The 14276-nt window shown below is 65.1% G+C and carries 12 protein-coding genes; all 12 read right to left on the reverse strand.

Going from position 1 to position 14276, the window contains the following annotated elements:
- Positions 1 to 22: 22 nt before the first annotated feature.
- Positions 23 to 913, reverse strand: coding sequence for a hypothetical protein (locus tag C6A87_RS23460; RefSeq protein WP_311114431.1), 891 nt, complete (start codon positions 911 to 913; stop codon positions 23 to 25).
- 11 nt (positions 914 to 924) lie between these two features.
- Positions 925 to 1992 (reverse strand): SGNH hydrolase domain-containing protein, encoded by a 1068-nt coding sequence (locus C6A87_RS23465; protein WP_311114432.1) that lies wholly within the window; start codon positions 1990 to 1992, stop codon positions 925 to 927.
- 60 nt (positions 1993 to 2052) lie between these two features.
- Positions 2053 to 3189, reverse strand: coding sequence for an acyltransferase family protein (locus C6A87_RS23470; RefSeq protein ID WP_396836933.1), 1137 nt, complete (start codon positions 3187 to 3189; stop codon positions 2053 to 2055).
- A gap of 104 nt (positions 3190 to 3293) precedes the next feature.
- Positions 3294 to 4100, reverse strand: coding sequence for a glycoside hydrolase family 113 (locus C6A87_RS23475; RefSeq protein WP_311114434.1), 807 nt, complete (start codon positions 4098 to 4100; stop codon positions 3294 to 3296).
- Between the two features lie 211 nt (positions 4101 to 4311).
- Positions 4312 to 5568: a nucleotide sugar dehydrogenase gene (locus C6A87_RS23480; protein ID WP_311114435.1), complete on the reverse strand. Its 1257-nt coding sequence runs from the start codon at positions 5566 to 5568 to the stop codon at positions 4312 to 4314.
- Positions 5568 to 6344 carry a polysaccharide deacetylase family protein gene (locus C6A87_RS23485; RefSeq protein WP_311114436.1) on the reverse strand — a complete coding sequence of 259 codons (777 nt, stop codon included), beginning with the start codon at positions 6342 to 6344 and terminating at the stop codon, positions 5568 to 5570. The genes C6A87_RS23480 and C6A87_RS23485 overlap by 1 nt, the downstream gene beginning before the upstream one ends.
- A complete protein-coding gene (locus C6A87_RS23490) occupies positions 6341 to 7522 on the reverse strand; it encodes a glycosyltransferase family 4 protein (RefSeq protein ID WP_311114437.1) in 1182 nt (393 codons plus the stop codon). Before C6A87_RS23490 ends, C6A87_RS23485 begins: the two co-directional genes overlap by 4 nt.
- 169 nt (positions 7523 to 7691) lie before the next feature.
- Positions 7692 to 9041, reverse strand: coding sequence for a hypothetical protein (locus tag C6A87_RS23495; protein ID WP_311114438.1), 1350 nt, complete (start codon positions 9039 to 9041; stop codon positions 7692 to 7694).
- On the reverse strand, positions 9038 to 10024 hold the full coding sequence (locus C6A87_RS23500; protein ID WP_311114439.1) for a hypothetical protein: 987 nt from the start codon (positions 10022 to 10024) through the stop codon (positions 9038 to 9040). The genes C6A87_RS23495 and C6A87_RS23500 overlap by 4 nt, the downstream gene beginning before the upstream one ends.
- Positions 10025 to 10218: 194 nt before the next feature.
- Positions 10219 to 12111 (reverse strand): hypothetical protein, encoded by a 1893-nt coding sequence (locus C6A87_RS23505; protein WP_311114440.1) that lies wholly within the window; start codon positions 12109 to 12111, stop codon positions 10219 to 10221.
- A 104-nt stretch (positions 12112 to 12215) separates the two neighbouring features.
- Positions 12216 to 13367 carry a glycosyltransferase family 4 protein gene (locus tag C6A87_RS23510; RefSeq protein ID WP_311114441.1) on the reverse strand — a complete coding sequence of 384 codons (1152 nt, stop codon included), beginning with the start codon at positions 13365 to 13367 and terminating at the stop codon, positions 12216 to 12218.
- 167 nt (positions 13368 to 13534) lie between these two features.
- Positions 13535 to 14257 carry a glycosyltransferase family 2 protein gene (locus C6A87_RS23515; protein WP_311114442.1) on the reverse strand — a complete coding sequence of 241 codons (723 nt, stop codon included), beginning with the start codon at positions 14255 to 14257 and terminating at the stop codon, positions 13535 to 13537.
- Positions 14258 to 14276: the final 19 nt, after the last annotated feature.

Raw genomic sequence — 14276 nt, forward strand, 5'->3', positions numbered from 1 at the left:
TGCGCACGCTCAACTGATCGAGTCATTCCAAACACGTCAATTCGCTGTAGAGATAGTCCACCTGTGCTGCGTCGACGTCGTCGCTGAAGTACATCCTGGGACGGCCCGGAACCGATACCGACCTGGGTGGGCGTCGCCCGGCGACCCTGACCTCCACCAATGTCGCCAGAATTCGTTGCCTCACCAACAGGTACCGGTGGAAATGCGGCGCCCACCGCGTGAACAACTCGGTGTCGCCGACGTGAAGTATTGAGGCGAGAACCCAGAGATGCCTGTACCGCTCACGCCGGTACATCACATAGCAGTTCTGATCGCCGTCGGTGAGCACGACGTGGCGCGCGGCCGTCGTCGCGTGGTCGCGGTAAATCTGTTGGTCCCGGCCCGAGAGCAGCCCATCGATTTCGTTCGTGGTGTCGATGACCCGGACCCCTCGCGACCACACCGGCCAGGGCAAATTGGGCACCAGCATCGTCGCGGTGTCGAGCGCGGCGAACCCGAGCCGCGTGTTCAATGTCACGACATTCGGGTTCGGGGTGAGATCCGTGAAGGTGTAACCCTTTTGGCGGAGCAGCGACCGGAGCAGGCGCATTCCGGACGCGCGGTGCGGTTCTTCAACACACCACACACCGAGGTTGCAGATACGTCGCACGCGGTCATCGATTACACGTTCCGAGTACAGCGCGAGATGCACGCCGACGACACGCCCGTTTTCGCGCAGCAGATAGCCGTGGTTGGGCTGCTCAACGGCCCAGGGCGGGTTCATCACCCGTAGCCAATCGGTGACCGGTCTGGTTCTCGTGACGCCGAGGTTCAAGAACTCGGCATGCAAGAACTCGGCAACCGTCCGCACGTCGGCATCGGTGATCGGCTTGACCTCGAGGACTGGAACGTTTGACACGAACAGCTTGGACACCGTGGATGCTCCTACTCCATAGCGGGTGCAAGTGCCTCGGCGACGGCACCGCTGAGGTAAACGGCGTACCTCTTCGTGAAGTGGAACGGGTTGTAGTAGACGATGGTGTCGGCGACGACCGGCTGGCATTTCTCGGCGCACACCCATGGCACGGTGTCCACGTAGTGAGCGCCCGCCGCGGCCGCCGCCGCCTTCTCGGCGTCGAAGAATTCCGACACCGCATTCGCGCGGTCGGTGCTGCATGCCTGGACGTCCTGGGTGTGGGCGGCGAGGCATTGCGCATCGTTGTTGGCCCAGGTGGGGATGGCCCCGAGCATCGCAAGCCGGGTGCCCGGCTGCGTCAACTTCTGGAATGTCGACACCCACGCGTCCTGCCATTGGGCGGGTGTGGGTGTTTCGCCAGTGGCGAGTTTGTGGCCGACGTTGCTCGCGGTGACCACGAGCTGCGGATGCAGTTTGTTGATCTCGTCGATCGCGGTCGCGTGGAACTCGTCGCACGCGGCATCCGGCACCCCCGTTCTGTTGTCCCGGAATTGCAGATCCGCCACGGGGCAGCCGCCCTGCGCGAACATCCGCACCTTCCAGCCGGTGATCGCGCTGACTCTCTCCAGGGCGCTCACCCACATCTGGGCGCGCGAATCCCCGTAAATCACCATGAGTTTCGTTCCGTTCGGATCGCCGTACGCGCAGTCGCCGAGACTCGTGTAGGGCGCCGAGGACTTGATGTCGAGCTTGTCGAAGCACTTCTCCGGCCCGGCTTCCTCAGCGTTGCTGTTGGAGCGGGCCACCTGACTCATCGCGACCAACTGTTCGGAGGCGCCGGGCGTGAGCGCCTGGGTACTTTGGGCGGCGGTCACGGCCGCCAGCACTTCCGCCGTGGTGGCGTACTTCTGGTTGGTCAGATCAGTGTTCGCCGATTCGGCAGCGTACTGGTCCGACTGGTATGCAGGCATGTCGGATCCCCCGCCGGACGACGAACACGCCGCCAAGGCGACGACGACACCCGCGAGCAGCGGGATGATTCGCCCGAGCCGCCGCCTGCCCGACGATGAACGACGGATTGAATCAGTGCTCGTCACGATCTTTGCTCTCCCGTTCTAGTTCCAAACTCGACGACAAGGTTGACATCCCGCTGGGGATCAGTTGAACAGATCCCACGACCCGTAGTGGGACGCGATAAGCCACTGCGCGGCAAGAATTGTGATGGCCACGAGGGATGCGCCCATCGCCAAACTCAACCCGGTACGTGCGGACAGGAATCTGGATCTGCGGATCGGGTCCTCCACCAGACGAAACGTGAGCGCGGACGCCAGCACGGCCAGCGCAACCAGACCGGTCGTCTGCAGTAGGTCGAGATCCTTGTTCAGATACCGGGCGGGAATGATGAGAAGTGGCCAGTGCCAGAGGTACATCGAGTAGGACCGGGCGCCGATCCACTGCATCGGTCGTACCGAAAGCACCCGACCGATCCAAGTGGGCTTGGCGATGCAGCCAGCCGCGACCAATGCCGCGCCACCGGCGACGGGCAGGATCACAGCCGAGCCCGGATAGCGGGTGTCGGGAGTGAGCAGGAATGCGGCCACGGTGATTGCGCACAGACCCCCAACCGACAAAACCGTTGGCAGCCAGGCATATTTCAACCGAGCGATACTAGGCGCCAGCACGGCGACCAGCGCGCCCAGTGCCAGCTCCCATGCTCGTGTCAGAGGCGAGAAGTAGGCCCAGGTCTCATTGATCGCCGTCTGGAGGATCGACCAGGACAAGGAGGCGACGATGATCACCGACAGGGCCCCGGCGAGTGCCCGACGATGCCGGGCGCCGCGGGCAATGAAGACCAGGATCAGGAACAGGGCCGGCCACACGAAGTAGAACTGCTCCTCGACACCGAGCGACCACATGTGCTGCAGCGGCGACGGGGGCAACTGGGCGCCGAAGTAGTCCGTCCCGAGGACAGCGAAATGGACGTTGGCCGCGAATATCGCGGTCCATTTGGCGTCCTCGGCCACGTTGTTCCCATTGATGAACCCCAGCCAGTGATACGTCGCCAACACCGTCACCAGAACCACCACGGTCGACGCCGGCAGTATTCGCCGCACGCGTCGGGCATAGAAGCGGGATATGGAGACGCGACCTTCTCTTTCGCTCTCTCTCACAAGCAGACTCGTGATCAGGAAGCCGGAGATCACGAAGAAGATGTCGACGCCGACGAAGCCGCCGGTGAATGGCTGGTGGTAGGCGTGGAACAGGATCACCAGGACCACGGCGATCGCGCGCATACCCTCGATGTCCGGCCGGAACTGTGCCCGAGCCCTGTCTACCGTCGCACGGTGTCTTCCCGGGGCCGCGACTGTGCTCACGGAGCCTGCAAGGGGCTCCGCGGTCACGGTGCCCACCACCGGCGTATCACGGCTTCGGCTTCCTTACCGCGAGGCGAGAAATCCAGTGGTTCGGCTTCGGTGTACGGCGGGGTTGCCCACACCCACCAGAAGATCCCGGCCCAGAACGGCTGGTCGCTGGCGGCCGCCAGCAGCGCTTCATATGCCGCCGCCTGCTCAGCCTGGGCCGGTACCGTGCTGATCCGCCAACTGGAGGGATCGGTCGCCGTCCCCCGCTGGCTGGTGTAGCCGGCCTCGGTGAAAAGGATCTTGCGGTCGTATCTCGCCGACAGCGCGGCGATTCGGGGAATGAAGGATTCTGCGGCCTGCTGCAGCGCCTGTACGTCCGTCGTGGGCGTAGCGCTCAACGGCGCGTAGGCGTCCAGGCCGATCAGATCGAGGGCATCCCAGAACGGGACCCGCTCCCAGTCGGTGCTGGACGCGTAAGTCAGTTGGCCGTCGTAGCGTTCGCGCACGGCCTGGATCACTTGCAACCACGCCGGGCGGTCGTCGGTCATCCGGGCCAGCTCTGTGGCGATGGCGAACTGCTCGACCCCGAGGCGCTGCGCTATCGAGGCGTAGTGACTGATGAATGCGGTATATGAGGCGAACCACGCCGGACGGTCCTGCGCGGCGATCTTGTTGCTGCCGTGCGGTGACAGATTGAGATGAGGCTTCAGCAGCACCTTCAACCCCAGATCATGGGCCAGCGTGATCGCCCGCTCCTGGCCGGAGTCGCTGACCGTCCTGTCCGTTCGGTAGATGTCGCTGGAAGTTGTCGTCTGCTGATACCAGGTGGGCGTGAACTGCACCCAGTTCGCGCCCAGCGCACGGATTTCCTTCAGGGACTGCTCAACCGCGGGTCCGTCGTAACCGTTGACCTCCCAACTCGGTAACGCGAATCCTCGCTGTTGTCCTGCGGGCACCTCGGCACCCGAAGGCTGGCAACCCAGCGACATAGCCAGCACCGACATGATTGTCAGGAAGATCGCGACGACCGTCGCCGGGCGTGCTGTCCGGCGCTCAGAGATGCATGACACGGGGACCCCTGACTCGGTGGCGGCAATCGAGGACGAGTCTCGAGTGCTCGACGACCGCGTCGTACTCGAACGCATCGTGGTCGGTGAGCAGCACGACGGCGTCGGCTGCCGCGAGTTCCTCAGGGGTGACTTCGACGCGCGTCAGCAGCCCGTCGACAGAGGCGGTCTCGACCACATGGGGGTCGGCGCCGCAAACCTCGGCGCCCATCCCGGCGAGCAGCTGGGCAACCCGCACCGCCGGCGACTCCCGGGCATCTCCGGTGTTCTTCTTGTAGGACAGGCCCAGCAGCAGAATCCGCGACCCGTTGACCGAACATTTCTGGTCGTTCAGGGCTAGCGTGACCCGGCGTACCACATGGTCGGGCATGTGCTCGTTGATGTCGTTGGCCAACTCGACGAATCGGAAACTGTGACCGAGTGTCCGCTCCACGCACCACGACAGATAGGACGGATCGATCGGAAGGCAGTGCCCGCCGACTCCCGGTCCGGGCGTGAATCGCATGAATCCGAACGGCTTCGTCGCGGCGGCGTCGATCGCTTCCCAGACGTCGATGCCGAGTTCGTGCGCGAATATCGCGACCTCGTTGACGAGCGCGATGTTGACGTGCCGAAAGGTGTTCTCCAGCAACTTGGCCAATTCGGCCTCGCGTGGCGAGGCCACCGGGATCGTGGTGTCCACGATCGTGTCGTAGAACGCCTGAACGGATGCCAGTGAGGCCTCGTCTACACCCGAGATGATCTTCGGTGTGTTGACCAGGGTCCAGGTGACGTTGCCCGGGTCGATGCGCTCGGGACTGAACCCGAGGTGGAAGTCACTACCGGCGAGCAGGCCGGAGCCATCCTCGAGGATGGGCGCGACCAACTCCTGGGTGGTCCCCGGGTAGGTGGTCGACTCCACGATGACGGTCGCACCGGGCCGGAGGTAGCGCGCGAGTGTCTGCGCGGATTCCTCGATGTAGCGCAGATCGGGCACGCCCTCGCGAAGCGGCGTCGGTACGGCGATGATCGCGACGTCGAAATCGACGCAGGCGCCTGCGTCTGACGACGGGTGGAAGGCGCCCGACTCCAGGATCGCGCTGAGGACGTCGTCCGCGATGTCCTCTATGTACGAGTCCGCGGCCAGGAGCCTCTTCATGCGATTCTCGTCGATGTCGTACGCCACCACGCGATGGCCGACCTGGGCGGCGCGAACCGCGAGCGGCAGGCCGACATAGCCCTGCCCGACAACAACGACTCTCATCAGTGACCTCCCCGGTACCGTCGGACGCCATGGCGGTTACCGACCGTGAGCAGTGAGACGACCCGCTTCGCGTCGAGGCGCCACGTCGTGTCCCCCTCGTGCACCAGCGTTCTGGGTATGGCGTGGCGGCCGATCTCGGGGCCCGCCTTCACCGCGCATGCGTAGTCGTAGCCCGCGCCCCGAGCAGCATCCACGACGCGCGCATCCAGGTATCCGTACGGGTAGCAGAAGCCCTGCACTGGTCGAGAAATCAACTCCTGCAGCACCTCTCGGCTTTGTGACACTTCCGATGTGAGCATTGCTTCGTCCGCCTTCAGCAGTGAGATGTGCTTGAGCCCGTGCGACCCGATCTCCATTCCGGCCTCGGCAATCTGCTTCACCTCGTCCGCGGTCAACAGTGCCTTGTTCGGTCCGGGACGGCTCCACTCGTTCTCCCCGCCGAGCCGCCCTGCAAGAATGAAAACTGTTGCGGTGTAACCATATCGTTGCAGCACCGGCAACGCGTTGGGGATGAAGTCCTGGTAGCCGTCATCGAACGTCAACCCGACCAGCCCGCGCGCCCGGCCCTCGGCAGAGGCTCGGAGGAGTTCCTGCATCGAGACGCCGCGCAGTCTCCTTCTCCGCAACCAGCGCATCTGACTCTCGAATCGCTGCGGAGTCATCGTCACTTCGTACGGATCCTCGTCGTAGGTTGCGATCGAGTGATACATCCACACCAGCGGGACAGTGTCCAGGTCGCGAGATGTGGACGCCCCTCCAGCGATCGAAGCGGTCATGTTCGACTCCCATCTCTGCCGCAAGGCTGACCATCTACCACACTGATAGGGAACGGAATTCGCGTGGGGAGGGCGGACGCCGCCTTGTGGTCCAGGGCTCGTAGGTAGACCTCGTCGAGCGCAGGTATCACCTGAGACAGCGTGAAACGAGCGGCTTTGGCAGGTCCGGCCGCGCCCAGTCGCAGCCGCAGCGGTTCGTCCTCCAGAATCCGCCGGATGGCCCCGGCCAGGGCCGCCGCGTCTCCCGGCGGCACGTGAAGCCCATCCACCTCGTCCGTGACGATGTCCAGCAGACCACCCAGGGCTGAGACCACGCACGGCGTTCCCGCCGCCAGGCATTCCACAGCCACTCGACCAAATCCCTCGGGAACCACGCTCGGTACGACCCCGACAACGGCGTGCCGCCATGCAGCGATCACATCCGGCATTGCGACGTTGGTCGCGACCATCACCCCCGGTCGGTTGTCGATCTGGAAATCTTCACGGGGCAGGCCCGCGAGGACCAATGGGATGTCGAGACCGCCCGCACGAAGGCGTTCGTGGGCATCGAGCAGGACGTCTACTCCTTTGTGAACGCCCAGCGCGCCCGCGTAGAAGATGTACTGCCCGTCCGCAGGGACGAAGCCGGGGCGCCGTACAGTTCGCTCGTCGTTGACGAGCGCGATCAGCTGATCGTCGATGAACGTCGGAATCACCGTCAGGGGCCCACTGTCCGCGGGGCGCGGCGCCGAGCCGCGGGCTGCGAGAGCAGACGACGTAGCCGTCCACTGGGCCACGCCCCGGTGCCGTCGGGATCCCAGTTGATGCAGCCCGGCGGCCAGGGGAATTCCTTTGAGTCCGTACTGCGAGCGGGCGCACCCGATGCACTTGCTCAGACCCGGTTTCGAACAAAGGCTTTCGCCCCGATAGAGCATCACCTTGGTGGCGCAGACCTGACTGTGATCGTGTGCGCTCGCCACCACCGGGATGCCCATGCGGCGGGCGGTGCCGAGCACGCTGTAGAGGATCCATCCGCGGACGTTGATGACGTCCGGCCGGAATTGCCGAACGAGTCGAGCGAAAGCGCGCGCGAACATGGGGTCCGGCACGGGTGGGAAGAACCGATGGGTCGTTGACTCGTAGGCGCCGGGAAGATGGGCCATCGCCATCGGCAGCCGGTGCACCTCCACACCGTCCATGTCTTCGCGGGCGGCGCATCCGGGTGCTCGGCCGTCACCACTGCCACCGAACGGCCGTGCCGCACTTGCTCGCGGGACAGTGCGTGGATCGACAGCTCCAGGCCCCCGACGTTGGGGAGGAAACTGTCGGTCGCGTGCAGGATGCGCAACCCGTGGAGCCGGTCATTCGTCATGACAACCCTTGTCCTCCAGCGATGAGGGGACTGGGCGCCGGGATCGGCGTCGCAAGCGGCGCGACCGGCGCGACCGGCGGTGGTTCGAAGAGGAAACGACGTGCGCCAACCGCAGCGAATGCCGCCGCGGTGACCGTCTGCGCGGCCACGGCAGCCAGGGCTGCGCCGATGACCCCGGTATGCAGCATCAGGAACCACGCCCCGCCGACGATCATGATCGCCTGGGTCACCGTCAAGATGGTGATGATGCGCAGTCGTCCCTGCACGCGCAGGATCGACATGGAGACGTTGATGATCGCGTCCGGGAACGTCGTCAACAGCAGCACGATGAGAAGCGTGCTGCAGCTGGTGTATTCGCTGCCGAAGAAGCCGAGCACCTGCTTGGCGAACACGCAGGTTCCGGCTACGGGCAAGACCAGCAACAACCCGATCAGGAGCATCGCGCGACGTGCCTGCGCCTGGAGCCGTCCGGGATCGTGGGCGCAGTCGGCCAGCAGCGCGTTGGACACGGCGGCGGAGATAGCGAGGAAGACGCTCGCGATCATCACGGTGACGGCGTAATAGCCGAGTTGCGTGGCGGGGAATATCGCGGCGGCGAGGATCGGGATGATGAACGCCGGCGATCGGACCGCGAGAACGGCGATGTGATCCCACCCGACTGTCCGGCTGATGCGCGTCAGCCACTCCATGCGGGGCCGGAACCGGAAATCGGGGTTGGCACGGCGCAGCAGTAAGAGGGCTACGGTGTCGGAGACCACCAGAGAAGCCACGTAGATGACGAGCATGGTGTGCGTCGCGCCGCTGTCGATGGTCGCCGCAAGTGCCCCGAGCGCCACCATCGACGCGATGGCGCCCAGCCGTAGTACGGCTCCTGCGCTGCTGGCGTACAGCGAGAACTCAGCCCGGCGTACGCCCAGCAGTGACGAATTGATCACCATCTGCATCGCCGTGGCCACCGAACCGATTGCCAGCAATGCCACGAGCCAGCAGGTGCCGACTGTGGTGTGCAACCGGGTGGGCAGGAAGAACGCACCGACGGCACCGACCGTTCCGGAAGCGATGGCGACGACGACGAACGCTGTGCTGCAGAGGCCGCTACGTTCGTCCGGACTGGCACCCGGCAGCAGTCGCGTGAGGTACGGCAGGAAGCCGGCGACACAGACGATCGACACCAGGCTCATCCCCGAGATCGCCGTGTTCGCGATGCCGATTGCGCCTGGGGAGACATTGCGCGCGCACAGCGTCCAGAAGACGAAGCCGAGGACCGATGTGACGTTGGTGAGGGCCAGCAAGGCGAAGCTGTTCCCCACCATTCCGCGAGTCTTCTGTGGCTGCGTTGTGCTCATCTGGCGCACCAACCGTCCGGGACGAAAGCCTGCACCTGCAAGCCCGACGCCTGGTCACGCACGGTGACTTTGGCAGCCTGGATCGATGTGCACAGCATCGGCCGCGCATCAGGGGCCAGAACGACGTCCAGCGTCCCCTGGGCCGCCGAGGTCTCCGATGCTTCAATCCGGGTGGAGGCGGGCACCGGGCGCCCGGTGTCATCGACAACGGTGAAGGCGGCGTGCTCGAAGAGACGGACACCCTCCGGGCCGATGGCGTTCAGTGTGAAGGTCAGTTCTGTACCGGGCCGTGCAGTGACTTGCTCCGCGCTGATCACCGACGGCATCTGCTGCGCCGGGGACCACATGGCGCTCGTGAGCCGGATCGCCCCGAAGGTGGCCGCTACAACGGCGATGGCCACCAGGATCTGCACGAGCTGGCGCTTCGTCCTGACCGCAGGCATCTTGGGCTTGGTCAGCGTCCCGAGGATCACGAACAGAGCGCCGCAGAGCACGATCAGCCAGTCCAGCCGCCGGATGTGCTCGTAGTTCATGTCGAATGTCCAGACCCGCATCCACACCCAGATCGTGGTTTGCGCGCCCACGGCTCCGACGATGGCCGGGATGAGAAGACGCATCCACAGCCGGGAGGGCCACCGCGACAGGCCGAGCGCGACACCGATCAATACGGCGGTGGTCACTGCCACGGTCGCGATGAGCAGGCCGCCCGTGGTGACCTTGGCGCCCTCTGCCGACCGGTGGATTACGGGACCCAGCAGCGCGTACCAGACCAGCGTGGTCGCTATTCGAGCTCCCAGCCACGCCGGCTGGCCTGCACCGGTGCGTGCGACGAGCGCCGACAACCACAACCCGGGAACCAGCGAGAGCCCGGCGATACCGAACAGCAGTGCTGTCCAACCGACGGGATCCCCAGGTAGCGCGAACAGTAAGCGGTGTTCCGGTTGCATCCAATGTGCTGTCAGCAGGCATCCGATGCCGAACACCGACCACGCGAGCAGTCGCACTCTGTCTCTCGACTCTGGCGTCAATCGGTGTCGTGATTCCGTAACCCGTCGGCGCCGGCGGTGTCGCGCGCGCCGCTGGGTCCGACTCTCCGTGGCCAGGTCGTTCGACTGCTCGTCCTGTGAGGACTCCGCGAACGGACCCGCTGCCTCGCCGTCCGTCCGATAGGTCACGCTCATATCGCCGGCCTCTCGCAACTGAGAGCTTCCGTGCGGAGCAGGGCATCGCGGTCGACCTCGTACACCGTCAACGTCCCCGCCGCGAACACACCCGTCAGCCACGGCAGGCAGTTGAAGCGGTCGAGGGCTGCCTGTGAAACCAACGAATTGGTCCCGCGCCCCGGCTCGTCCTTGACGAACCAGGTACCGCTTTTCGGCCGAATGGTCGCCATTCGGGAGTCGACAACGAAGTAGCCGATCTTGGAATCCCAGATCATCTTGAGCACCTCGGGACGTAACGGGCCGGGGGTCATATAGATGTCCCAGACCGGGAACGCCTTGCTGGGCCGCAACGCAGAGACTCGTCCAAGCGAACCGACCAGGGTCGACACGTACCGGTCGGCCATCACCGGGGTGTCGGCCGGTACGTGTGCCGCGAACCAGTCGGCGACCGCCCGGCCCTCGTTCGTCGCCGCCCGGGCGTCGTCGCCCACGCTCGAGCTACCCGGGAATCGGTGCGACACAGTGACGCCCAGCGCTGCGCCACCGAAGACCATGACGACGTAGACGGCGACCGCGATGCCGACCCGGAAACTGGGCTGGGCCAACGTGAGCGCTGCCCGTGACCACCTCGCGGCAAGCAGGCCGGGGGTCCGGGGGCCGAACGACCACGCGAAGCCGCACAGCACCGCGATCCCGATGAAGCTGAAGCCCCAGGATCGGTGCGCCCCTTCGGCACCGCCCGAGGTCAGCAACATCGGCATGCTCCCGAAGAACATTGCCCCGACTACGGCGAACGCCCACGGCGTGGAGCCGACCCGGTGCCGGTTGCGCCACAGAACCGCGAGAGCCCACAGGAACAGCGCCAACGTCACGAAAGGGAACAGGTAACCGCTGGCGATTTCGTAGATTGGGTTCTGGGAATTCGCGAACAGAGACCGCTGACCGCTCGTGGACTTGCTGACGCCTTCGAGGATGCGTTGCAGCTGTGCGTAACTCTCGCTCAGGGCAGGACCGAGGTAGCTGATCAGCCAGTCGTACTTACCGGCCCACCAGAAGGCGATCGACGCGATCAGAGAGGACCAGATCAGTACCAGCGGCCAGATCCGCTCCCGGCGGATGTCGAGGGTGCCGGCCGCCGCCCTGGGAAACCACGGCACCAGCCTGGCGCCGATCAGCACCACCAGGATCAGCACGAGCATGATCGTGCTGAGATGGTGCGTCATCGGCAACACCGCCACGACCAGCATGGCCGCCGCGATCGCTCTGACGGGCAGTCTTTTCGTCCCGCGTCCGGCCGCGACTGTTGCCGCCAGGCACCACACGAGCAGCGGCGAGGCCAGGCTCTCGTAGGAGAAGGCGACGTTGAAGTACATCCAGGACGGGTTCAGCGAATAGATGACCGCGCCGACGGCCGCGCCTGCGGCAGGGACGTTGACCATTCGGACGAGCTGGTAGATGCCCAGCATCGACAGGACGTGTGCCAGCACGACTACCGACACGGCGGCGACCCAGAGCGGGATTTCGCCGAGGTGACCGAAAGCGCTTGTGGCTTGGTGAAGACCGAAGAATTCCTTGGTGATCGGCAGCAGCTTCAAGGTGTGGCCGACGTCGCCGTAGAGGTAGGTCTCCATGGCCTGCCGTAGGTGGATGTACTCGTCGGAACCCACGGGCACGAAGTGCACCGCCCTCGGCAGCATGCTGAACAGGCCCATGCCAATCAGGGCAAGTGCCCGGATCGCACCGGAGGTGCCCCGTGCGCAGGCCAGCCAGATGAGTGACATCATGCCGACCAGAAACCCGGCCCAGAACAGGGCGAACATCAACTCGTCAGGTTGCTCCAGGCCCGCCGCATGGTGATGAGAGAGCACGATCAGGAAGGCCCCGATCGGGGGCATCACCACAGCCATTGCGATACGGAGTTGGTGTACGTGCGATCCAGTCCGATGGGGACGGTGAGCACGGGCCGACGGCCCGGCCGGTTCGGAGTCGGTGACCGTGTCAAGCGTCGTCGTCACACCCGACTCTCAATCTGACTGACCGCCGAAAGTGTCGCGAGTAACTGCTGCCCCACATCCGCGGAACGCGGCAACGCACATTCGGCCGCGCGCTGCGTGCGCGACCCGGGGGTCGACAACATCCGAACGATTGCCTCGGCATAGAGCGAGGCCGCATCGGAGTCAGAGGCGGTGTGCGCACACAGGCGGACAGCGGCGCGCGGTCCCGCGCGGTCAGCGACCTCTCGATGAGCAGGAATGCCGCTCGCGACCACCGGTAGCCCTGACAGCAGTGCTTCGGCGAGTCCGATCCCGTACGCCTCCTGCTCACTTGCTGTGGCGTACAACGACGCCGACGCCCACCAATCCCCCAGCGTGTCCTCGTCAACGAAGCCGGTAAATGTCACTGTCCGGTCTGCGTTGAGCTGAGACGTGAGGGCGCGCAGCGAGCCGAGTGCGGCACCGTCTCCGATGACCACAAGATGCACGGGCTCGCCTTCGTCACGCAGGCGAGCGACCGCACGGATGAGAAGGTCGGTGCGCTTGTACGTTTCCTGCCGGGCAACGGTCAACACGACGCGTCCATCTGCGTACGGTCGGGGCAGGCCGAGTCTGGGTTTCGCAACGGCCGGCGGAATGATCACGAGGTTGGCCGCCGACACCTGGCCGGCGAAGTCCCGGAGAACCAACCTCGCTTCAGCTTCCGTGTCGACGACTACACGTCGACTCGCCGCCATCAGCCGACGTCCGGCAGGCCGATAGGCGAAGTGAAGCACATGACGTAGAGGGGTGTGTCCGACACCGTGGTAGTGCGGAGTGAAAACGACTGGCGCCGTAGCCCGCTCAGCGCCGAGCCATGCCAGCGGGGTGTGGTAACTGTGCAACCAGACGACCTCGAAGCGCCCGGGTGTGGCTGCGGCACGCGCCGCCGCAGGCGCAGATACATCGAAAAAATCTCCGAGCGGAAGCGGGTACCGCTCGATGGCGTATCCGTCGCACAACTCCCGCCGGGGCAGCGCCGCACTACGCGGCGCCTGGGTGATGACGGTGACCTCTGCGCCTTCCGCTGCCAGCGCGGCGGCCGCGGAAGCCACGTAGGTTTCCATGCCTCCCCGGAAAGGTGCGAAGCGCGGGACGAGAATGCCTACGCGCAATGCGGACTTCGTCATGCCCACCGCGCCTTGTCGGCCCGGACGTTCCGTCTGCTCGGCGCTCGTACGGCTCGGCATGCAGCGCTCAGGGCTCAGCGCCGTCCAATCACGTCCACTAGGCATCGATCCACTCCCCCGGTCCAGCTTCTGAGTGACGGGCCCGCCTCCCCTAGCGCGCCCGTCGATCACGCAGTGACCCCGACGCGCTCGCCGGCATGGACCTGTCTGCGCACCGACTGGACCAGTCGGCCACTGAGGCCGGAACGATGCCCGCGCAGCACGGTCCGCAGTACGCGGATGCCGTCCCGGATCGAATTCAGGTTGGACTTGCCCGCACGCCGCGGCAACTCAAGGCTCGGCACCTCGGCCACCCTCAGGCCCGCCTGCATCGCACGCACGACCATCTCGGCCTCGATCTCGAATCCGTTGGCAGACAGTGCGAGGACCTCCAGATAGCGACGGTGGAATCCGCAGAATCCGTAGCAGAGATCCGTCAGCTCAGCGTCGTACAGCGTATTGAAGACACCGAGCAGAAACTTGTTGCCCAGGCGCCGAAACCTCGTGATGTCCAAGGACCCACCGCCGGGTATGAAGCGGGAGCCCTTGACGAAGTCATAGCCGTTCGCCAGGAAGTGCAGATAGTGGGTGATCTCGTCGGGCGTCATGCTGCCGTCGGCGTCCATCATCACGACGACGTCGCCCGTCGCTGCCAGAAAACCGGCCCGGAGCGCATCGCCCTTGCCGACACCTTCTTGCAAGACCACTTTGAGGTCCGGACGGCAGCTGCGGGCCGTTATCAGCGTCGCGTCTGTCGAGTTGCCATCGACCAGGATCACCTCGTCGACGTCGTCGGCGATCTGCTCCAGCACCCAGGCGATATTCCGAGCCTCGTTCTTCACAGGGATCACCAAGCTGACGGTCATAGCC

This window comes from Mycobacterium sp. ITM-2016-00317, from assembly GCF_002968295.1.
Classification (GTDB): domain Bacteria; phylum Actinomycetota; class Actinomycetes; order Mycobacteriales; family Mycobacteriaceae; genus Mycobacterium.